20 protein-coding genes and 1 pseudogene are annotated in these 21,935 nt (G+C 61.3%); 12 read left to right on the plus strand and 9 right to left on the minus strand.

Annotated elements, in window-relative coordinates; all coding sequences use genetic code 11:
- The first annotated feature begins 79 nt into the window (after positions 1-79).
- The gene (locus G9X64_RS02365) at positions 80-652 is read left to right on the plus strand and encodes an NADPH-dependent FMN reductase (protein WP_168308230.1); all 573 of its coding nucleotides are present in this window, start codon (positions 80-82) and stop codon (positions 650-652) included.
- A gap of 68 nt (positions 653-720) precedes the next feature.
- Here the strand turns inward: G9X64_RS02365 and G9X64_RS02370 are convergent, their stop codons facing one another.
- The 6 genes from G9X64_RS02370 to G9X64_RS02395 form a co-directional block, all read right to left on the minus strand.
- A complete protein-coding gene (locus G9X64_RS02370) occupies positions 721-1,908 on the minus strand; it encodes a galactarate dehydratase (protein WP_168316048.1) in 1,188 nt (395 codons plus the stop codon).
- A 12-nt stretch (positions 1,909-1,920) separates the two neighbouring features.
- Positions 1,921-3,132: a mandelate racemase/muconate lactonizing enzyme family protein gene (locus G9X64_RS02375; protein WP_168308232.1), complete on the minus strand. Its 1,212-nt coding sequence runs from the start codon at positions 3,130-3,132 to the stop codon at positions 1,921-1,923.
- A complete protein-coding gene (locus G9X64_RS02380) occupies positions 3,129-4,850 on the minus strand; it encodes an ABC transporter ATP-binding protein (RefSeq protein ID WP_168308233.1) in 1,722 nt (573 codons plus the stop codon). Before G9X64_RS02380 ends, G9X64_RS02375 begins: the two co-directional genes overlap by 4 nt.
- Before the next feature lie 7 nt (positions 4,851-4,857).
- Complete coding sequence (locus G9X64_RS02385) at positions 4,858-5,979, minus strand: ABC transporter permease (RefSeq protein ID WP_077976955.1); 1,122 nt, start codon at positions 5,977-5,979, stop codon at positions 4,858-4,860.
- Between the two features lie 9 nt (positions 5,980-5,988).
- The gene (locus G9X64_RS02390; protein WP_168308234.1) at positions 5,989-6,975 is read right to left on the minus strand and encodes an ABC transporter permease; all 987 of its coding nucleotides are present in this window, start codon (positions 6,973-6,975) and stop codon (positions 5,989-5,991) included.
- Between the two features lie 123 nt (positions 6,976-7,098).
- Positions 7,099-9,036, minus strand: a complete 1,938-nt coding sequence (locus G9X64_RS02395) for an ABC transporter substrate-binding protein (RefSeq protein ID WP_168316047.1) — start codon at positions 9,034-9,036, stop codon at positions 7,099-7,101.
- A 309-nt stretch (positions 9,037-9,345) separates the two neighbouring features.
- Between G9X64_RS02395 and G9X64_RS02400 the strand changes: the two genes are divergently transcribed.
- From G9X64_RS02400 to G9X64_RS02440, 9 genes are read left to right on the plus strand one after another with little or no spacing between them, the layout of a single operon-like run.
- A complete protein-coding gene (locus G9X64_RS02400; RefSeq protein WP_164581031.1) occupies positions 9,346-10,059 on the plus strand; it encodes a FadR/GntR family transcriptional regulator in 714 nt (237 codons plus the stop codon).
- Between the two features lie 19 nt (positions 10,060-10,078).
- Positions 10,079-10,909, plus strand: a complete 831-nt coding sequence (locus G9X64_RS02405) for an NAD-dependent epimerase/dehydratase family protein (protein WP_168316046.1) — start codon at positions 10,079-10,081, stop codon at positions 10,907-10,909.
- The gene (locus G9X64_RS02410) at positions 10,906-11,796 is read left to right on the plus strand and encodes an SMP-30/gluconolactonase/LRE family protein (protein ID WP_168308237.1); all 891 of its coding nucleotides are present in this window, start codon (positions 10,906-10,908) and stop codon (positions 11,794-11,796) included. Before G9X64_RS02405 ends, G9X64_RS02410 begins: the two co-directional genes overlap by 4 nt.
- Before the next feature lie 59 nt (positions 11,797-11,855).
- Positions 11,856-12,806: a dihydrodipicolinate synthase family protein gene (locus G9X64_RS02415; RefSeq protein ID WP_171375880.1), complete on the plus strand. Its 951-nt coding sequence runs from the start codon at positions 11,856-11,858 to the stop codon at positions 12,804-12,806.
- 41 nt (positions 12,807-12,847) lie between these two features.
- Entirely contained in the window at positions 12,848-14,434 is a 1,587-nt protein-coding gene (locus tag G9X64_RS02420) for an ABC transporter substrate-binding protein (RefSeq protein ID WP_168316044.1), read from the plus strand.
- A 6-nt stretch (positions 14,435-14,440) separates the two neighbouring features.
- On the plus strand, positions 14,441-15,538 hold the full coding sequence (locus tag G9X64_RS02425; protein ID WP_168316043.1) for an ABC transporter permease: 1,098 nt from the start codon (positions 14,441-14,443) through the stop codon (positions 15,536-15,538).
- A gap of 4 nt (positions 15,539-15,542) precedes the next feature.
- Positions 15,543-16,478, plus strand: a complete 936-nt coding sequence (locus G9X64_RS02430) for an ABC transporter permease (RefSeq protein ID WP_168316042.1) — start codon at positions 15,543-15,545, stop codon at positions 16,476-16,478.
- Positions 16,475-17,329, plus strand: coding sequence for an ABC transporter ATP-binding protein (locus tag G9X64_RS02435; protein WP_168316041.1), 855 nt, complete (start codon positions 16,475-16,477; stop codon positions 17,327-17,329). Before G9X64_RS02430 ends, G9X64_RS02435 begins: the two co-directional genes overlap by 4 nt.
- Complete coding sequence (locus tag G9X64_RS02440; protein ID WP_168308243.1) at positions 17,326-18,069, plus strand: ABC transporter ATP-binding protein; 744 nt, start codon at positions 17,326-17,328, stop codon at positions 18,067-18,069. The genes G9X64_RS02435 and G9X64_RS02440 overlap by 4 nt, the downstream gene beginning before the upstream one ends.
- Before the next feature lie 91 nt (positions 18,070-18,160).
- Here the strand turns inward: G9X64_RS02440 and G9X64_RS02445 are convergent, their stop codons facing one another.
- Positions 18,161-18,607, minus strand: a complete 447-nt coding sequence (locus G9X64_RS02445; RefSeq protein WP_168308244.1) for a GNAT family N-acetyltransferase — start codon at positions 18,605-18,607, stop codon at positions 18,161-18,163.
- A gap of 514 nt (positions 18,608-19,121) precedes the next feature.
- On the opposite strand from G9X64_RS02445, the gene G9X64_RS02450 reads away from it, so the two are divergent.
- Together G9X64_RS02450 and G9X64_RS02455 are read left to right on the plus strand one after the other, a co-directional pair.
- A complete protein-coding gene (locus G9X64_RS02450; RefSeq protein WP_168308416.1) occupies positions 19,122-19,634 on the plus strand; it encodes a hypothetical protein in 513 nt (170 codons plus the stop codon).
- Positions 19,635-19,746: 112 nt separating this feature from the next.
- The gene (locus tag G9X64_RS02455; protein ID WP_017956647.1) at positions 19,747-19,950 is read left to right on the plus strand and encodes a cold-shock protein; all 204 of its coding nucleotides are present in this window, start codon (positions 19,747-19,749) and stop codon (positions 19,948-19,950) included.
- 186 nt (positions 19,951-20,136) lie between these two features.
- On the opposite strand, the pseudogene G9X64_RS36945 reads toward G9X64_RS02455, so the two are convergent.
- Positions 20,137-20,388: pseudogene (locus tag G9X64_RS36945) on the minus strand (lycopene cyclase family protein); the annotation flags it as partial.
- 2 nt (positions 20,389-20,390) lie between these two features.
- Positions 20,391-21,920: an FGGY-family carbohydrate kinase gene (locus tag G9X64_RS02465; protein WP_168316040.1), complete on the minus strand. Its 1,530-nt coding sequence runs from the start codon at positions 21,918-21,920 to the stop codon at positions 20,391-20,393.
- Between the last annotated feature and the right edge of the window lie 15 nt (positions 21,921-21,935).

Here is a 21,935-nt window from a genome sequence, read left to right on the forward strand (position 1 = left end):
TGCGATCGAAGGACAAGAGACCCTTCTTTGATTTTTGCGTATGATAGGTCCTTTATCATGCGAGATATTGGAGAACGCCATGACCACGCATAAAGTAGGCTATCTCATCGGCAGCCTCGCAAAGGGCTCGATCAACCGCAAGCTCGCCAAGGCGTTGGTGCGGTTCGCCCCGCCGGAGCTTGAAATGTCGGAAATATCCTTCAAGGACCTGCCGCTCTACAGCTACGACTATGACGCCGACTACCCTCCGGCTGGCAAGGCATTCAAGGCGGCAATAGCGGCCGTCGACGCCGTGCTGTTTGTGACGCCCGAATACAATCGATCCATACCCGGTGGGCTGAAAAATGCAATCGACTGGGCGAGCCGCCCCTACGGCACCAACTCGTTCACACGCAAGCCGTCAGCGGTGATCGGCACGTCGCCGGGCGCGATAGGCACAGCAGTCGCCCAGCAGAATTTGCGCAGTGTACTCAGCTTCTGCAACTCTCCCCAGATGAATGCCCCGGAAGCCTACATCCAGTTCACACCGGGGCTGATCACTGATGACGGCGAGGTCACGAACGACAAAACGGCCGATTTCCTTCGCACGTTCATGCGGGACTTCCATGTCTTCATTGCAAGGGTTCGCTCAGTGCTGCCGAAAGATGCCTAGAAGCTCGTCCTGCGGGAGCTGGCCGGGCCATCCGGGCGGCCAGCTCCTGTTTCAAGCGGGCAATGCCCTCAGGCGAAGGCATAGGAGCCGTCGGGCCGCTTCGGCACGCGTCGCTGCCAATGGATGTAACCTTCCTCTTCCATCGCCTTCTCGTCCATTTCGACGCCCCAGCCCGGCCGGTCGGGACGCAGCTCCAGATAGCCGTCCTTCGGCAGATAGGGATCGACGACGTAACGGGTTTCCCCCTCCCGCTTCTCGATATCGAGGCCGCCATAGACATAGGCCTGTCCCTTCGGCAGCCGGTATTCGAGGATGCGAAAATTCTGCGCCGCCGCCGAAAAATGAACGTTGACCGCCGTCGCAAGCGGACCCATCGGGTTGTGCGGCGCCACGCCGACGAAGAAGGCTTCGGCGAGTGTGGCGATGCGGCGCATTTCGCTGATGCCGCCGACGACGCAGATGTCGGGCTGGATGAGGTCGGCGCCCTTGACCTGCAGCAGCCGCAGGAACTCGTTTTTGTTGTAGAGCGACTCGCCGGTCGCAAGTGTGCAGTTGAGCCCTTGCTTCAGGTCGCCCCAAGCCTCGATGTTCTCGGGACGCAGCGGCTCCTCGAAAAACAGCGGATCATAAGGCGCCAGCGCATTGCCGAGCTGGCGAGCGGCGATTGGCTCGAAAATCTTCGCATGGGCATCGAAGGCGATTTCGTATTCGTCATTGACCGTTTCGCGAAGCGAACGGAAATAATCCGCCGAGGCTTTCACGACATTACCCCAGCGGTTGGAGTGCATGTCGATCCGCCAGGGGCTGAGCTTGAAGGCGGTAAATCCCCATCCCTCCTTCAGGCGATCGAACTCGTCGCGCGCCGCCGGCGCATCCGGCGCGGTATAGACCCCGGCATAGACCTTGATGCGGTCGCGCACCTCGCCCCCCAGCAGCTTGTAGACCGGGACATTCGCTGCCTTGGCCGCAAGGTCCCACAAGCAGTGATCGAGCGCTGAGATCGCGGCAAGGCCAAGTGCGCCCGGCGGAAACCGGCTCTGCTGGATCAGCAGATTGACGAGATAGTCGACGCGTGTCGGGTCCTGGCCGGAGAGAAATCCGTAGAGATAATCCAAGAGCGGCGGCAGCGCCTTGTCCGGGCCGTGATTGTAGCATTCGCCCCAACCTGTCAGCCCGTCATCGGTGTCGAGCGCGACGATCACGCGCGGACGGTCCTTGTCGCGGGTCATGAAAACCCGCATGCGGTCGATCTTCATTTTTCTGTCCTTCTAGCGATTGAAATAGCTGCGGCGCGACAGGCGCGTCTGCACGTAGAGATGCTCATTGTCGGTTCCGGGATTGTAGGCGCCGGCGCTTTGCGGCACCGAGACATTGCCGTCGCTGGGGAAGCGCGCCACGAAGGCCTCGTCGATATCGCAGCCAAGTCCCGGGCCATCAGGAACGGCGATCAAACCGTCGACCTGTTGCGGATGCGGCACGATCGTCTGGCGGCGGCCGTCCCAGTCGTCGTCGAGCCGCTCGAGGATGAGGGCGTTGGGGATCGCCGCAAGCAGATGCAAAGCCGCATATTCCGCCACCGGCCCGAGCGAACCCGAATGCGGCGCCATCTGGATATGATGGGCTTCCGCCATCGCGGCGATCTTCTTCATCTGGGTGATGCCGCCGGCCCGCCCGGTATCCGGCTGGATCACGTCGACCAGTTCCTTCTCGATGAGCTCCCGCTCGCCGAAGATGGTCGCCGAGCGCTCGCCGGCGGCAAGCGGCACATGCGCTGCGTCGCGGATGCGCCGGTAGCCGTCGACATTCTCCGGCGCGATCGGATCTTCCACCCACATCAATTCATAGGGTTCGAGCGCCCGAACCAGCCGGCAGGCATCCGCAGGCGTCAGCCACGGCGGCCCATGCAGATCGATGGCGATGTCCATGTCGTCGCCGACGGCCTCACGCAGGGCGGCGACCTTGCGGACCGGATCGACGACGCCTCCGCACTTGATCGCCTTTATGCCGCGCTCCTTGAGGGCAAGCGCGCGCTCGGGTGTATTCGCATGCGAATAGATTGGGATCCGGTCGCGCACCTTGCCGCCGAGCAGCATCCAGACGGGCACGCCGAGCGCCTTGCCCTTGATGTCCCATAGCGCCATGTCGATGCCGGTCATCGCACCGCCGCCGACCGTCCCGAGCATGCCATGGCCCATCATGGCGATATGCATCTTCTGCCACAGCCGCTCGGTATGGGCCGGATCTTCGCCGATGAGGAGTGGGGCGAGATCATGGATCGCCGTCTCGACAACGCGCGGCCAGCCGGAGCATTCACCGATGCCGGTGATGCCCTCATCGGTATCGATCTTCAGAAAGAGCCAATTTCTGGTGCCGCCGAACTGTTTCGAGGCGCCACTACCGGACCGTTGGCCGGAAACCCAGTTCGCGGGATCGGGCTGACCGACATGCATGAGAAAAGTGCGGATCCCGGTGATTTTCATCGCTGAAAACTCCCATTCTTCAAAGTGTCCGGCGCGACGTAGCGGAAACGCCGCGAATGATCGCGATCACGCGGATCGGGGCGCGGGATCGCTGATATGAGCGCCTGCGTATAGGCATGCTCGGGCGTGCGGCAGACCTGCTCCGCGTCACCGATTTCGACGAGCTGGCCTTTGTACATGACGCCCACACGGTCACACATGTAACGGATAACGCCGATGTCATGACTGATGAAGATATAGGCAAGCCCGAGTTCGTCCTGCAGGCGCATCAACAGGTCGAGCACCTGCGAGCGCACGGAAACGTCGAGCGCCGAGGTTGCTTCATCGGCAACGATGACACGCGGATTGAGCGTGATGGCGCGAGCAATGCCGATGCGCTGGCGCTGGCCGCCGGAGAATGCGTGTGGGTAGCGTTCTCGCGCCCTCGGGTCGAGGCCAACCTGCTCCATCAGATGGCAAACGCGCTCCTCCAGCGCCCGCCCTTTTGCGACGCCATTGACGAGCAACGGCTCGCCAATGATCTGGGAGACGGTCATGCGCGGGTTGAGGGAGCCGAAAGGATCCTGAAACACCATCCGCAATTCCCGCCGTGCGGCGGCGAGCGTCTGACCTTTTGCCGTTGCCAGATCGATGATGTCGCCGTCGGCGCGGCGATAAAGGATTTCGCCTGCAGTCGGATCGATCAGCCGCATGATCGAGCGACCCATCGTCGTCTTGCCGGATCCGCTCTCGCCGACGATGCCGAGCGTTTCGCCCGGCAGAAGCGAAATGGAAACATCGTCCAGCGCTTTCACCTCGCCGAAATCCATCGAGACATTACGGAGTTCGAGGATCGGTGGCGCCGTCGTGTCGAGCGGCGCGCGCGCCAGCCGGATTTCGGCCTTCGCTTCCAGCTTCAGCACCGAGCCAATCAGCATCCGGGTATAGTCGTCTTTCGGCGCATGAAAAATCTGCTCGACTGGCGCATATTCCTTGGCGACGCCGTTATGCATGACCAGCACATCGTCGGCAATCTGCGCCACAACGCCCATGTCATGCGTGATGAAGAGAACGGCCATGCCCTTGGCCTTCTGCAGCCGGGCGATCAGGTCGAGAATTTCGGCCTGCGTCGTCACGTCGAGGGCCGTGGTCGGCTCGTCGGCGATCAGCAGCTGGGGTTTGCATGCAAGCGCCATGGCGATCATCGCGCGCTGGCGCATCCCGCCGGAATATTGAAAGGCATATCGGTCCAGTGCTTTTTCCGGCGAGGGAATCTCGACTTGGCTGAGCAGCGATATAGCTTCCGCGCGCGCCTCTGCCTTGCTCATCCGGGTGTGAAGGCGAAGCGCTTCGACGATCTGGTTGCCCACCGTGTGGATTGGCGACAGCGACGACATCGGCTCCTGGAAGATCATGGCGATGTCTCGGCCGCGGATCGCTCGGATCTGACGCCCGCGCGGATTGAGGCTGGTCAGATCGATCGAGCCGCCGTTCCGATCATTCAGTATGATCGACCCGCCGGATATGCGGCCAGGCGCATCGACGATCTGTAGGATCGAACGCGCCGTCACCGACTTGCCGGATCCGCTTTCGCCGACGACACAGAGCGTCTTGCCCGGCTCGATCGAGAAAGACAGATCGCTGACGGCGCGAAAGACGCCGGTGCGCAGTGGGAACTCGACCGTCAGATTTTTCACCTGCAACAGAGGCCTGCCGGCAATGGGAAGGATATCGGTCATGCCGGCCTCATTTGTTGTAGGGGTCGGCCGCATCGCGCAGGCCGTCGCCGAGAAGGTTGAGCGCCATCACGGCGACCACGACGGCACAGCCCGGCATGAAGAGCCATGGCGCGGTGGCGATCGAGCGAATGTTCTGGGCCTCGCGCAGAAGCACGCCCCAGGAGATGGTCGGCGGCTGCAGACCGAGCCCCAGGAAGGAGAGAGAGGTTTCGGCAAGGATCATTGCCGGCACCGCCAACGTGATCGACGCGATGATATGGCTGGCGAAACTCGGCAGCATGTGACGAAAGATGATGCGTCTTTCGCGAACGCCGTCGAGCCTCGCGGCGGCGACGAATTCCTCGGTGCGCAAAGACAGGAAGCGGCCGCGAACTACGCGGGCGAGCTGCGCCCAGCCGGTCAGCGACAGGATGATCGTGATCATCATATATTGCAGCGTCGCAGGCCAGTCCTGCGGCAGGGCGGCGGCCATCGCCAGCCAGATCGGGATCGTCGGCAGCGACAGCACGAAATCGATCACCCGCTGCAAGAAGAAATCGATGCGGCCGCCGTAGTAGCCCGAAATGCCACCGAGCACGATGCCGAGCATCAGCGAGAAGAAGACACCGACGAGGCCGATCGACAACGAAATCTGCGAGCCCTGCACCGTTCGGCTGAAGACGTCGCGCCCAAGCCTGTCGGCGCCGAAGAGAAGCAGCGGCGTCGTCTTGTCGGGTGAGGCGATCAGATGGATGTTGGTCCTGAACAGGCCGAACACGGAATATTCATAACCGCGCCCGAAGAACTGGACATCGACACGCTTCGTCGTGTCTTCCTTGTAGATGGCGGCCAGCGTTTCCGGATCGCGGGTCAGCTTCATCGGATAATAATGCGGGCCGAAGGAGAACCCGTTCTCAGTATCGATCAGATGCAATTTCTGCGGCGGGTGAAAGGTCGCCCGCGCATTTTGCAGGTACGGATCGTTGATGGCGAAGAAGCCGGGAATGAGGGCGACGATATACATCAGCACGGTGACGACAAGCGCCACCATGGCCAGCCGGTGCCGGCGGAAAGCCCACCAGATGAGCTGCCACTGCGATGCAACGGCGGCGCGATCCGGGGGAATGTTTGTAACGGTGATGTCGGCCATGTGAGGCTCCTATTCCAACCGGATGCGGGGATCGACCAGCGCAAGCAGGATGTCGCTGATCAGAGAGCCTATCAGCGTCAGCGCGCAGATCAGCAGGACGAAGGCGCCGGCGAGATACATGTCCTGGGCCATCAGCGCCTGCAGCAGCAAAGGAGCCGCCGTCGGCAGATTGAGGACGATGGCAACGACGACCGAGCCGGAAATGAGATTGGGCAGCAGCCAGGCGATCGTCGAGATGAACGGATTGAGGGCGATCATCAGAGGATATTTCATCAGCAGCCGGAACTCAGAGAGCCCTTTTGCCCGTGCCGTGGTCACGTAAGGCTTCGGCAGTTCATCGAGCATGTTGGCGCGCATGACGCGGATGAGGCTCGCCGTCGAGGAGACGGCAAGGATGATGACGGGAAGCCAGAGATGCGAGAAGAGGTCGACCATCTTGGCGAAGCTCCAGGACGCGTTCTCATATTCCGGCGAAAAGAGCCCGCCGACATCCTGTCCGAATTCGACCGCCGCGATGTACATCAGCACCAGCGCCAGCAGGAAGGATGGAACAGCCAGGCCGAAAAAGGTGAAGGCGGTGAAGAAATAGTCGCCGATCGAATATTTGCGCACAGCGGAAAAGACGCCGATCGGCAGTGCGATCGCCCAGGTGGCGATCAATGTCGAAAGGGCCAAAACGAGCGTCAGCGCCATGCGTTCCCAGATCAGGTCCGAGACCGGCTGCTGCCATTCGAAGGAGATGCCGAAATCGCCGCGCGTGAGAATGCCCCATATCCATTTGAAATATTGGACGAGCATCGGGTCGCCGAGGCCGAAGCGCTCACGCAATTGCGCCGCCGTGTTCTGATCGACGATTTCGTTGGAGGCTGCCAGCGTCGCAATATAGGTCGTGACATAATCGCCCGGCGGCAGCTGGATCAGCACGAAAGCCAAGAAGCTGACGGCAAACAGCGACGGAATCATCCATAGGAAGCGTTTGACGATAAAGACCAGCATGAGGCGCCTCTTGCGTTGAACGCCGCCTTCCGGGCCTTGTCGACCGTCAGTACCGACAAGGCATCTCGGAGGGCGAACTGAAAGAAAGCGCCCTACCTGATGGTACGGCGCTCAAGACGAAAATCAGCTCGTGAAGGTGAATTGCTGCGGCATTGCAGGGCCGGGATTGGGCCAGGACCAGCTATCCGGCTCCTTCTCGGGAACATTGCGCAGATTGTTGCGGATGATGCCGAAGCCGCCGACGGCAAGGCAAAGGCCGACTGTCTCGAATTCCTCGGCGGCGATGTCGAAGATCTGCTTCATGATCGCACCGCGTTTGTCGAGGTCGGCAGTCGAACGCGCTTCGTCGAAAAGCTTCATGCGCTTTTTCTGGCTTTCCGGCGGTTCTTCACCGCGTGCACCGTTGGAGGTGTACCAAAGCGTCCACGGAATGGCGTAACGCGAACCCTGCGGATGGAAGGCGAAGAAATCGCGCGGATCGAGCATCGGATCGAGGCCGCCAGGACCCGGCCACACCGCCGCATCATGGGCGTTGTCGTCGCCGCGGGTGTAATAGAGCGCCCGCTCGATCGTGTTGACCTTCATGTCGATACCGATCTGGGCCCAATGCGCCTTGACCAGTTCCAGGGCATCGACGAGGTCGGGATAGAGCGTCGGAATGACGTCGATCGAGAAGAACACCTTCTGGCCGTCGGGCCGGAGGCGAAAACCGTCGCCGCCTTTCTTGTAACCGGCCTCATCGAGCATCGCGCCGGCCTTGTCGGCGTCAAATTCGGTGAATTGGCGCGCGTATTTCTCGTTATACCAGGGGTGGGTCGGACGCGGCCCGGCCTGGTAGGGCTCGCTCTGTCCGAAATAGACGATGTCGATGAGCTCCTGGCGATTGATGCCGATCGAGAGCGCTTGCCGGAACGATTTGTCGGCAAACATCTTGCGCATGGCGGGATCTTTGTGGGTGATGTTGAAATAGATCTGGCACTGTTGCGAGGCCGAAGGCACGAGCGTTAGCAGCCGATAATCGCCCTTTTCCATGTTCTTGGACAGCGTCGGCTTGTTGGCGAGCACGCTGATGTGACGTTCCTGGATGTCGATCTTTCCGGAGATGACGTTCAGCATCAGCGATTCGACGTCCTGCGAGATGCCGAAGTTGATTTCATCGATGTAGGGGAGCTGATTGCCCTCGGTATCGACCTGCCAGAAATAAGGGTTGCGGGTCATGACGACGCGCGTGGCACCGCCGGCATAGGGCTCCTTGACCACCCATGGATCGAGCGTCGGCTTGTCGACATTGCCCCATCGCGACGGGATCTCGATATCGCCGCAACGGCTGCGGAACAGTTCCGTCCAGCTGGTGACGCCGGCCTTCTTCGCATCGGCCTCAAGATTGGGATTATATTTCGGCAGGAATTGGCTGCAATAATGCTTCGGAAACAGCGTCGGATGCTGGCCAAGCGGTGTGGCGAGGTTTTCCAGGTAAAGTGCGTTGGCCGCAGCAAAGGTGAACTTCACTGTATAGTCGTCAATCTTCTCGACGGTGACCGGCTTGCCGGCGACGGCAAGCTGCGCCGGTGTCGAGCTGTAGAGCTCTGTGTTCTTGACACAGTCTTCAATCGCGAAAACGACGTCATCGGCCGTAAAGGGATGACCGTCGGACCAGCGCACGCCTTCGATCAGATGGAAGGTGAATTGTGTTGCGTCGTCGCTGACTTCCCAGCGCTCGGCAAGGTTCGGCTGCACGGCGGTAAAATCGAGGTTCCAGCGCACAAGGCTCTGGTTGCCGACCATACGCAGGATGCCGTTGTGGTCGGATGAACCGCGAAGGCCGCGGCGCAGCGAACCGCCATAGGTGCCGACCTTCTCGAACGGCGTCACGACCATCGGCCTTTTCGGCAGGCGCTCGGCGAGCGGCGGCAGCTTTCCATCCTTGGCGAGCTGCGCTAGGGCCGGCGCTTCGCCGCCTGCGGCAGAGACGCGACCGGCGATAGACAGCGCCGCGACGCCAGCCATGCCGCCAAGCACGGCGCGGCGGGTGATGCCACGCGACAGTATTTCTTTGGCCATCGAATTCCTCCCTTTTGTGCCGGCGCAGCCTTTGCACCGGCTGATGCGGCGGGCTCCCGACCCGACGCTGACGCCCTCCTCGGCGCTACGACCGAGACCATAGACACGTTCTCAAATGATTACAAGAGTTGACAGATAATTACAAATTTTGTAGCCATACCGCATTGAAATGCGACGTTGTGCCGCCGAAAGACGGCAAACAGGACGTTGGATCTGTCAGATGCTGTCGCCGTCCTGATCATTATGGCCGGCGTCAGCCAGGTGCGGCCGGTGAACCGACGCACGCGGCGTTGAGAGAAAAGGACCATGATGACATTCGCCGTCGATGCCGTTTCGAACAGAGGCGCAACGCGCTTCAGCGACATTATCTACGAGAAGATCGTGGGGATGATCGCCGACGGCAACTTTCCGGTGAACGAACGGCTGCCGCCGGAGACGAAGCTCGCCGCTGATTTCGGCGCATCGAGACCTGTCGTGCGCGAAGCGCTCGAACGCTTGAGAGCCGATGGCCTGGTCGTTTCGCGCAAGGGTTCCGGTTCCTATGTCAGGCAAAGGCCGGATTCGTCGATGCTGAAAATGGTGCCGGTCGGCTCCTTGGCCGATGTCCAGCGGTTCTTCGAATTCCGCGCCGGTCTCGAAGCCGAGGCGGCGGAGCTTGCGGCGCGAAACTGGCAACCGGTCGACAAGGAACGGATAACGGCAGCGCTTCTTTCGATCGAGCAATGTTTGCGCAACGGGCAGCTTGGCGCCGAGGAGGACCAGGCCCTGCATGATGCAATTGCCATGGCGACCGGTAACCAGTTCCACATCACCCTGCGCGAGTGGTTCAAGCCGCATTTCGCCATCGGGCATTCCGTTACGCGAAGCTTGAGCTTGAAGCGGACGCCGGAACAGATCCGCAGCGTCCAGGATGAGCATGCGGTGATCGTCGAGGCGATCTTCGCGCACCGGGAAACCGAAGCGCATGACGCAATGAAAAGACACATACTGAATGCTCGTGCCCGCATGTTCCAGGGCGTTTGAGCGATATGAGGGAGAGACGATGAAACGGGTCGCTATGACGGGTGCTGCCGGACGTGTAGGGACGCTGCTGCGCCCGTTTCTTCGGTCACATGTCGAGCACCTCAGCCTGATCGATCTCCAGGAACCTGACGGGCTTGGCGAAAACGAGAATTTCGTCAGGGCCGACCTTACAAAGCTCGACGAGGCGACGGCTGCGCTGAAGGATATCGATGGCGTCGTCCATCTGGCGGGTATCGCAAGCGGCATCGATATGAACGCCATTCTGCACGCGAACGTGCTTGGAACATACAATCTCTATGAAGCGGCGCGGATCAACAAGGTCCAGCGGGTCGTCTATGCATCGAGCAATCATGCCACGGGCTTTTATCCGCGCGGCCAGCTCGTGTCGCCGCTCGACCCGATGCGCCCCGACAGCCCATATGGGCTTTCCAAATGCTGGGGCGAACTTGTGGCGGGGCTCTATTACGACACATCAGGCATTCGCTCCCTTTCCATCCGCATCGGCAATGCGGGCACCTATCCCAACAGCGAGCGATCCATTGCGATCTGGATCAGCGCGCGAGACCTGGCGCAATTGGTCAGGATCGGCCTTTCGCACCCGTCGATCGCAGCAACAGTGGTCTACGGCGTTTCCGACACCGAGGAGATGTGGTGGGAGAACGATCTGGCGGCACGATTGGGTTACCGGCCGCAGGACCGGCCGCGTGACCACGCCCTGATCGAAGAGCGGTCCGAAGGGCCGGTCGCTCTGGCTTTCCAGGGCGGCGGGTTCTGTGAGATCAATCACGACGGCACCATCCGCATGCGCGATGCCGAGGGCCTGGCCGAGAGCCCGGAGACGGTTGAATGACCGCGCCTCGGGTCATCCGCCCGGACGTCCGTCCGATGTTCCGGCAGCCGCTGACGGTCGGTGAATCGCCGGTATGGGACGAGAAGACCGGCACTTTGTGGTTCGTCGATATTCTGGCGCCGGCGCTCGTCCGGCTTTCGCCTTCAGGAAAGATCGACCGCTTCGACATGCCGGCCGCAATCGGCGCCCTCGGGCTTTGCCGCGATCACAGGATCGTCGTGGCGCTCCAGACGGGCGTCCATCTCTTCGATCCTGTCTCGGGAGATTTCGAGCTTGTGTCGGATCCAGTTGGGCGCCACATCAACTGCCGCCTCAATGACGGAAAGGTCGGCCCCGACGGGCACTTCTGGATTGGCTCGTTCAGCGAAGCCAAGCCGCAGACCGATGAGGCCGCACTTTACCGCGTAGGCGCCGATGGTCGCACGCGGACCGTTGCAACCGGACTGACGAGTTCCAACGGCCTTGCCTGGTCGCCGGACGGCCGGCGGATGTATCACTCCGACAGCCGGCAATGCTTCCTGCAGGCATTCGACTTCGATCCTGATACGGGCGAACTCGGCGATGGGCGCCGGCTCCGCAGCTTCACGGAAGACGAGGGTCGGCCGGACGGAGCGACAACCGATCGTGACGGGTTCTACTGGAGTGCCGGCGTTTCCGCCGGTCGCCTCAACCGAATATCGCCCGAAGGTGAAATCGTCGAAATCTACATTCTGCCGGTCCCCGCACCGACGATGCCGTGTTTCGGAGGGCCGGAGCTACGCACCCTCTTTGTCACGAGCCTGTCGACGGATCGCAGCGGGCGTTTCGAGGCGGGCACGGTGATCGCCTTCGACGTGGATGCAGAGGGCCTGCCGCCCTTCCGCTTCGGGGATCATCCCGTCGGATGACAGCGTGCCGATCACCCTTCGGGGACGGCGGATTTTTGGAAAGATAACGGGGAAGAAAGATGAGCATCGCAACCATGCGCAAGGCGCTTACAGGCGTATCTGGTGTTCCGGTCACCGCCTATGACGGCAAGGGTGAAGTCGAACCCCGGATCACGGCGAAGGTCTATGAGCGGGTGGCGGCAGCGGGTATCCACAACATCGTCGCCGCCGGCAATACCGGGGAGTTCTATGCTCTGACGCCGCAGGAAATCAGGATCGTCCACGAAGCGGCGGTTTCAGGCGTTGCCGGCAAGGCGCCGGTGACGGCGGCGATCGGCCGGTCGCTGCGCGAGGCGATCGGTATGGCGAAAGATGCGGCCGCGATCGGCGCATCCGCCGTCATGTCGCATCAACCCGTCGATCCTTTCGCAGCACCTGCGGCCCAGATCGACTATTTCTGCAATCTTGCGGATGCTTCCGCCCTGCCGCTCATCGCCTATGTCAGGGCGGATGGTTTCGCCGTCGCCGATATCGTCCGCCTCGCAAGTCACGGCAATATTGCCGGCATCAAATTCGCCACGACCGATCTGATGTTGTTGTCGAGAGCGATCCCGGCGGCGAGCCCCGGCGGCGCGCTGTTCGTCTGCGGCTTGGCGGAGAGCTGGGCGCCGACATTTACCGCAGCCGGCGCCCGAGGCTTCACGTCCGGCCTCGTCAATGTCGCGCCGAAGCTCTCGCTTGCGGTCCACGCTGCGCTTGAAAAAGGCGACTTTGCCGCCGCCAGGGCGATCGTCAACAAGCTCGAGCCATTCGAGCGGATGCGAACCAAATTCCGCAATGGCACGAACGTGACCGTCGTCAAGGAAGCCGTCACCTATTCCGGTCTCGATGTCGGTCCCGTGCGTGTGCCGGGATTGCCGCAGCTCGACCACCAGGACCGCGAGGAGCTTCATCGGCTGCTTCAAGGCTGGGAGGCCGAAGGCGACATTCAAACTCATTCAGACCAGACGGCCGTAAAGGCGGCCGGCTGATTTCGACACTATCACAAACAACAGGATTGGGAGGTCTTGAGATGCTGAGACAAGTACTGACAACGATCGCAATTGCCGGCGCCCTGACGACGGCGCAGCCCAGCTTCGCGGCGTCGCCGCCCAATATGCTGGTGATCGGCACCAATCTCACCGGTATAAGGACGCTCGATCCGGCGCAGAACAATGCCCGCACGGTTTCCGAACTGATCTCGAACCTCTACGACAACCTCGTGCAGCTGTCGCCAGACGATCTTAAGACGCTGAAGCCGATGCTCGCGACGCAATGGAGCGTCTCGGCGGATGGTAAGATCATCACGCTGACATTACGCGACGACGCGCTCTTCCAGAGCGGCAACAAGGTGACCGCCGAGGATGCGGCCTGGTCGATCCAGCGCGTGATCAAGATGGGCCAGGTCGGCTCCACCGACATCGCGCTCTGGGGATTTACGCCTGAAAACGTCGAAAAGCTCGTTCGCGCAAAAGACGAACACACGCTCGAGATCGAGCTGCCGCAGTCGGTCAATACCGATCTAGTGCTCTATTCGCTGGCGGGCTCGTCGATCGGCATCGTCGACAAGAAGACGGTTCTGTCGCACGAGGCGAACGGCGATTTCGGCGGCGCCTGGCTTTCCGCCAATTCCGCCGGCAGTGGCCCATTCAGTCTGGCGCAGTGGCGGCCGAACGATGTCGCGATCTTCAATGCGCAGCCGAAATACTGGGGCGGCAAGCCGGCCATGGCGCGCGTCGTCGCTCGTCATATCCCGGAATCCGGCAATCTCCGGCTTCAGCTCGAAGCCGGCGACGTCGATGTCGGCCAGTATGTGGCAAGCGGCGATCTCGATGCGCTCGCCACTAAGAAAGACATGGTCATCGAGAATGTCCCGGGTCTCGGCTTCTACTATATCGCCCTCAATCAGAAAGACCCGGATCTGCAGAAGCCGAAGGTTCGCGAGGCCTTCCAGCACGCCTTCAACTGGAAAGCGATCTCCGGCAATATCATGCGCCATACGGGCTTTCCCTGGCAGTCGATGATCCCGCGCGGCATGATCGGCGCTCCCGGCGAGGCGGAGGTGCGCTACGATTACGATCCCGCCAAGGCCAAGCAACTGCTGGCGGAGGCCGGATATCCCAATGGCCTGAAGAAGGTGCTCAATCCGTCGGGAGCCCCGACCCTGCCCTTCGCCGAAGCGCTGCAGGCGAGTGCCCGCGCCGCCGGCATCGATCTCGATCTCGTGCCCGGCGAGTTCACGCCCGCCTTCCGCGAGCGCAAATTCGAAGTGCTGCTCGGCAATTCCGGCGCCCGCCTGCCCGATCCCTTCGCGGTCGCCACGCAATATGCCTTCAACCCCGACAATAGCGACGAAGCACGCCTCGGCAGCTATTACCTCTGGCGCACAGGCATGAAGGTGGACGAGCTCAACACGCTCATCGACCAATCGATGAAGGAGCGCGACACGGAAAAGCGTACCGACATCTTCAAGAAGATGGACGGCATCTATGCCGGCATGGCTTCGCCCCTGGTCATCTTCTTCCAGCGAACCGACCCCTATGTCATGCGCGCCAACGTGAAGGGCTACCACGGGCATACGACATGGTCGACGCGCTGGCACGACGTGACCAAGGAGTAGAACGCCGTGGCAAGCGCCGATATGACATCGAAGGGGGGGAGCAGCCGACACTCCCCGGCGGGCGGGTTCGCCGAGGCGGCCCCGCACCCGGCACTGAGCCTGCTGCGGCGCCTGGCGGGACGTATTGTGGCCGTCGTGACGACGCTGCTCGGCCTGCTCTTCCTGACCTTCTCGATGGGTCGCCTGCTGCCCGCCGACCCGGTGCTCGCCATCACCGGGGCGGAGGTCAGCAAGGAGGTTTACGATCGCGTCTATAACGAGTTGGGTCTTGGGCAGCCCATCTGGATGCAGTTCCTCTCCTACGTCGGCAAGATCGCCACAGGCGATCTCGGCATGTCGGCGACGACGGGCCAGCCGATCCTCACCGATCTCCTGACGATCTTTCCCGCGACGATCGAACTTGCGATCATCGCCATGATCATCGGGGCGATCGTCGGCATTCCTTTAGGGATCACCGCTGCGGTCAGGCGCGGAACCGTGATCGACCACATCGCGCGGATCGTCGCCCTTGCCGGCCACTCCATCCCGATCTTCTGGACCGGGCTGATGGCGCTCTTCGTCTTTTATGCGAAGCTGAAGCTCGTCGGTGCCTCGGGCCGGATCGATGTCTTCTATGAAGGCCTTGTCACGCCGATGACGGGCTTTCTCCTGATCGACGCGGCGATTCAAGGCCAATGGGACGTGTTTTACAACGCCCTTGGCCACATCATCCTGCCGGCGGCAATCCTCGGCTACTATTCCGTCGCCTATATCAGCCGCATGTCGCGGAGCTTCATGCTGGAGCAACTGAGCCAGGAATACATCATCACCGCCCGGGCCAAGGGGCTCGGCACCCGCAAGGTGGTCTGGCGCCATGCATTCAAGAACATCCGCGTACAACTCCTGACGATCATGGCGCTGACCTTCGGCGGGCTGCTCGAAGGCGCAGTGCTGATCGAGACCGTCTTCGGGTGGCCGGGGCTCGGCCAGTACCTGACCCGAGGGCTACAGATGAACGACATGAATGTGGTCATGGGTTCGGTGCTGACGATCGGCGCCGTCTTCCTGACGATCAACATCCTGTCGGACTTCCTTTATCGCATTCTTGATCCGAGGACACGGTGACGCCATGACGATCTCCTCTGAGCACGCAGACAGCGTCAACACCGGCGGCCTTCGCAACTGGCTGCTCGCACCGGAGCCTCGAGGCTGGTTCCAGTCATCGGCGCAACAAATTTACCAGGGCTGGCGGAAATTCAGCCTGCACCCGCTTGGATTGGCCGGATTGGCCATCATCCTGCTGCTGATCGTCGTGGCGCTGGCCGCACCCCTGCTGACGAGCTACGATCCGATCGTTCAGGACATGGCCGGGCGGCTTGCCGCGCCATCGGCGAGCCATTGGCTCGGCACCGACAATTTCGGCCGCGACGTCTTTTCCCGGGTCATCTATGGCGCCCGCACGACGCTCTACATCATCATGCTCGTCACGGTGATCGTCGCCCCGCTCGGCCTGCTGATCGGCACCGTCTCGGGTTATTTCGGCGGCATTGTCGATGAAATCCTGATGCGCGTCACCGATATTTTTCTCTCCTTCCCCGGCCTCGTGCTGGCGCTGGGCTTTGCCGCAGCGCTCGGTCCAGGCATCACCAATGCGATCATCGCGATTTCACTGACCGCCTGGCCACCGATCGCGCGCCTGGCGCGCGCCGAGACGCTCAGCCTCCGCAAGGCGGATTACATCGCCGCCGTACGCCTGCAGGGCGCGACATCAATCGCAATCATCACTCGTCACATCCTGCCGATGTGCATTCCCTCGGTGATCGTCCGCGTCACCCTCAACATGGCTGGCATCATCATCACTGCCGCCGGTCTCGGCTTCCTCGGCCTCGGCGCGCAGCCGCCATGGCCGGAATGGGGGTCGATGGCGGCCAGCGGACGTGAATTCATGCTCGACAGCCCCTGGGTCATCGCGGCACCCGGCATTGCCATTGCGCTCGTCAGCCTCGCCTTCAACCTTGTCGGCGATGCGCTTCGCGATGTTCTCGATCCCCGAGGTTCGGAATGACTGATCTGATCGATATTCAGAACCTCGAAATCGCCTTCGGCGGCGGACAGGTCCGGGCCGTGCGCGGCGTGAGCTTTTCGCTTGGACAGGAAAAGCTCGGGATCGTCGGTGAATCCGGATCAGGAAAGTCGACCGTTGGCCGCGCCATCATGAAGCTGCTGCCACCGACCGCGATCGTCAATGCCGAGCGGATGCGCTTTCGCGACGTCGATCTGCTCAAGGCGAACGAAAAAACGATGATGACGATCAGGGGGCGGCGGATCGGCCTGATCCTGCAGGATCCGAAATATTCGCTCAATCCCGTCATGCGGATCGGCGAACAGATCGCCGAGACCTACCGCTCTCATCATCCGAGGACGAGCACCAAGAAGACCTGGCAGAAGGCGCTCGATATGCTCGAGGCCGTCCAGATCCGGGATCCGGAGCGTGTGGCCTGCCTTTATCCACACGAAATCTCGGGCGGCATGGGCCAGCGGGCGATGATCGCCATGATGCTGATTGCCCAACCCGAAGTGCTGATCGCCGACGAACCGACGTCAGCACTCGACGTGACGGTGAGGCTCGAGATCCTGGCCCTGCTCGACGAGCTCGTCTTGCGCCGCAATCTCGGGCTGATCTTCATCAGTCACGATCTCAATCTCATCAGGAATTTCTGCGATCGCGTCCTCATCATGTATGCGGGGCGGGTCGTGGAAGTGCTCGAGGCGCGCGATCTCGACAAGGCCCGACATCCTTATACCCAAGGCTTGCTGGCATCCCTGCCGACGATCGAAGATCCCCCTGCCCGGCTGCCGATCCTGAAACGAGATCCGGCCTGGCTTGAAGAATTCGCATTGGAGCCGCCGCGGTGATTAAAATCGACAATCTTACGGTCCGTTTCGGACCCGGGCAGCGACCTGTCGTTCGAGACGTAAGCTTCGCCATCGAAAAGGGAACTGCTTTCGGCCTGGTCGGCGAGTCCGGCTGCGGGAAGTCCACTGTCCTGAGGGCGCTTTCCGGCCTCAACGCCAACTATGACGGCCGGATCGAGCTCCACGGCGAGCCGTTAAATCAACAGCGCAGCCGGCCATTCTTCCGCCGGGTGCAGATGGTGTTCCAGGACCCCTACGGATCCCTCCATCCCCGCAAGACCATCCGCTCGCAGCTGAAGGAACCGCTGCGCAACCAGGGCCTGGATACGAATGCCGTCGACGTGAACGCCGTCCTGAGATCGGTCGGCCTCGATCCGGCGCTGAGCTACAGATTTCCCCACCAGCTCTCCGGCGGGCAGCGCCAGCGCGTGGCGATCGCCCGTGCCCTGATGCTGGATCCGGATGTACTGCTTCTCGACGAACCGACATCGGCGCTCGACGTGTCGGTTCAGGCCGAAATCCTCAATCTTCTCCAGGATTTGCGCGTCAATCGCGGTCTGACCTATCTGCTCGTCAGCCACGACCTCGCCGTCATCTCGCACATGTGCAGCCGCGTCGCCATCATGGAAGCGGGCGAGATCGTCGAACAGGTCGATGTCGGCGCCCTCCGAAGAGGTGCGGTCGAACACCCCTATTCGCAAAGCCTGCTGCGGGCGAGCCGGATGTACGGAAGGGCGTAATTCTCGATCGATACGCGCCTGCTTCTTGGCGTCGTCGCAGACCCGCCATCCACATCAATCCGATCCGGCTGCGGAGATTCCCAATCCAAAGTTATCCGCTCGATCTGGAGTACAGGCCAAGGTCGCTTCTCATAGCAAATTCGCAACGCTGATAGAACTCCGACAGCGCCCCTGCTCGCTGTGAGATCAGCCAGACGCTGCTACATCCTTCAGCTGTGGCTGTTTCGAACATTGCAGAAAGTAGAGCGGTCCCTATTCCCTTACCCTGTGCGTCGGGCTGCACTGAAAGCTCGTCCAAATAGATGACGGGGCCGGTATGGCGCCGCTGTCGTATCCCGAGCGCAATGCCGAGCACCTTGCCTCCGTCAACTGCCGCAAGTGCAATTGACCTGGGAGTTTCAAGCACATAGGTCACATTCTCTGCAGCCGCTTCAAGGGACCAGCTCTCATTCCACGGTGGCAGGGCGTAGGCATTTACCAATACGACGGCCGCGCCGCCAATGTGTTTTTCAACCAGACGCTCGATACGAAATGACATAAACTCACCTCACGCCACGTGAGGTGACATTCGCCGAAGGCTATTGGTTTCGCAATGGCGTGTCGGCTGAATCCGCAGGTTTTTCCCCGAGCTTGTCCCCAAAAATGGTAAAGATCGCGCTGCGCCAGGAAGGTCCGGGCCAGTCCGCTGGCTGAGCCAGCATTGAATGCTCTATTTCCACCTCACGTGAAGCCGCAAAATCCCAAGCGGGACTGGACTAATGATCTCTTCGGCTGCAGGCAGCATCTTTTCTTTTCGGCAAACCCGCGGGGCGACGCAGTTAACGCACTGGTTCAGGACCGTCCGGTGAATGCTGAGCAGATCGAGAATGCGGCAATCCCTTTCAGCGCGCATGGGCAGCATTGGTAGTTTGATCCTGTTGAAACGCGTGCTCCGCGGCGAGCTAATACGCCCCATACGGAACCAATTCACCGCCGAGTGGTTATATGACACCCTCCACCTCGAAGAGCCGAGCGTCATGATGCGGATGTTAATCGGCCCGAAAGTGACTCAGATGATCAATGTCCTTGCCTGCGCCATTGCCGCTGCGACGGCGTCAATGCTCATGGCCGGCTCCGCCAATGCCGACGAGTCTGCTTTCCTCAAGACATTGGCAGGAAATTGGAGCGGTAAGGGTACGGTGAAAGTGCGGACAAATGCACCCACTTTGAACGTCACTTGCCGTTTCAAGTCGGATGCGAATGCAAGTTCCCTTGCACTCAATGGGCGCTGCACCAGTCTCGCCATTTTTTCCCGTGTCATCCGCGCTAACCTCAAGGCCAGCGGTGAAACCTACACCGGCTCCTACGTGGGCGCGGGCACCGGCACCGCGGGCCTCGGCGGAAAACGCGCCGGTAATGCCATAAACCTCGCGATCAAATGGGCGAAAGAAGTGAATGGCGACCGACGTGCGCAGATGACGATCGAAAAAACCGGGGCGTCGGGCATGCGTCTCACAACCATCGATACCGACCCCGCGACAGGTCGATCGGTTGTCACGAGCCGCATTGAGCTTCGTCGGAGCTGATATCTTTTTGCGTTCAAATAGCCGTTGGCGTGCTAAAGGGTTGATAGAGACGCCCCGAAGCTATAGTTTCGCCTTCGCAAATCGTCGAACGATACAAGGAAATAGTTATCTCATGCCGACAGGTACCGTTAAATTCTTCAATGACGACAAGGGCTTCGGCTTCATTACCCCTGAGGGTGGCGGCCAGGACGTTTTTGTTCACGTGTCTGCGCTGCAGAGCGGCGGGTCGCTCCGCGAAGGCGACAAGGTCAGCTTCGAAATTGGACAGGATCGCAAGACCGGAAAATCGAAGGCTGAGAACGTCTCGACGCTCTGATCGAAATCAAAGATGGCCCAGCCTGCGTTGAGCGGGTTGGGCTCATCGTGACGAGTCGCGGGCGCGAATGCCTTCGTACTCTAAAGCGCATCGTGATCTTCGCGCTTTAGAGCGCTTGTGTTACGCATGTCGTTGTCGCAAAGCCGCTGCACAGTTCGCGCCACACGCTTTAAGCCGAAACGCCGACGATTGCCCGTTGAGGCCGGCTTCCGCCGCCGTCCTCATCATCCAGTCGGTGCGTGGATTGCCCATGCATTAGAGATAGCCGATCGGCACATGCACCCAATGATACTGGTCGCTGCCGCCGGCCTCGAGCAGAAGGACGCGGCTTATCGGATCGGCCGACAGTCGGTTGGCCAGAACGCATCCGGCCGATCCCGCGCCGACGATGATGAAGTCGTAGCTTCCCGCATCAATGGCTGCATCATCCACACGCATATTCACGCCGCCGCTCCCGCTGCCGCCGGCGAGACCGCCGTCAGACGGCGCCAGAGCGGCACCATCGCCTCGGCGATATCCTGATAGAGAGCGTAGCGTCGCGCGTAATGCGCCTCAAGCGAGACATCCGGACGATAATGCCGCTCGGCCCGGACCATGGCCGCAGCACCAGCGCCGAAATCCGCGAAGATGCCGACGCCGGTTCCCGCCGCAATCGCCGCCCCCAGTGCACCGGTTTCGCGCGAGCGGGCGACAGTGACGGGTACGCCAAGCACATCGGCAAAGATCTGCGGCCAGATCAGGCTGCGCGAGCCGCCGCCGGAGAGCACCGCCTCGTTGAACACCGCCCCGGCCTTTCGGATCGTCTCGATGTGCTGGCGATGACCGAAGGCGACACCTTCGAGAAGCGCGCGAAGGAGATGGCCTTTGGTGTGCCAACCGGCAATGCCGTAGAAGCCGGCGCGCGCGTGACCGTCCTGCTGAGCGCCATAGAGATAGGGATGGTAGAGCGGGTCGTCTGCCGCGGGTTCAACCGCCCCGGCCAGTGCGCAGCAGGCATCGAAGGGCGAAACGCCTTCTGCATGCTCGCCTTCGAAGAACTCCCGCACCAACCATTCGAGATTGGCAGCCGAGGTGGCGCTGTTCTCCATCGCCATGTAACGGCTGCGGTCGAAGGTCGAGGACATGAAGACCGGCCCGTCCAGGTCGGGACTGTCTATAACGACCTGGTTGATGCTCCATGTGCCGGCAATGATCGAGGCGCTGCCGGTGCGCGCAACGCCCGAGCCGAGCGCCGAAGCGACAACGTCGAACAGCCCGCCGACTACAGGCGTACCGGCGGCGAGCCCGGTTTGCGTCGCCACCTCTTCCGTTACCGTACCGGCAATGTCGGCGCTTTCGATGAGCGGCGGCAAGAGGTCCATGCAATCCCCCAGTCCATAGGCCTCCATCAGCGCCTTGTCGTAGCGGCGCGCGGCAAGATCGAGGAGACCCGCCCCCGACATGTCGGATACTTCGCTGACGCGACGGCCGGTCAGGCGGTTGACGACGAAATCCTTGGAGAAGAACACCGTACCGATGCGGTTGAACAGTTCCGGCTGGTGACGCTTCAGCCACGCTAGCAATGTCGGTGTCTGTGATGGCCACGGACGCTGGCGGGCAACCGGATAGGTCCGGTCTCCAACGCCGGCTTCTCGCCATTCATCGACCAGCCCGGCCGCGCGCGTGTCGAGCGACTGGATGCCGATGAGCGGAGCGCCGTCGCGATCAAGCGCATAGAGACCGTTGCCATGCCCGGCGCAACCGATCGCGGCGATTTCCTCCGGCGGGATCTCTGCCCTTTCGAGACAGGCGCGGATGACCTGCCGAGCATTCGCCCATAATTCGTCCAGACCCCGCTCGACATGCCCCGGGCTCGGCATGCGGCTGTGTCCCTCTTCCGACGCAGCCGCGATCTCGTTGCCCGTCCGGTCGAAAATTACCGCCTTGATGACGGTGTTTCCAGCATCGAGCCCCAAAAGATAGTTTCCCATGCAGAACCCCTCCCA

The sequence above is a fragment of the Rhizobium sophorae genome, from assembly GCF_013087515.1.
GTDB lineage: Bacteria > Pseudomonadota > Alphaproteobacteria > Rhizobiales > Rhizobiaceae > Rhizobium > Rhizobium sophorae.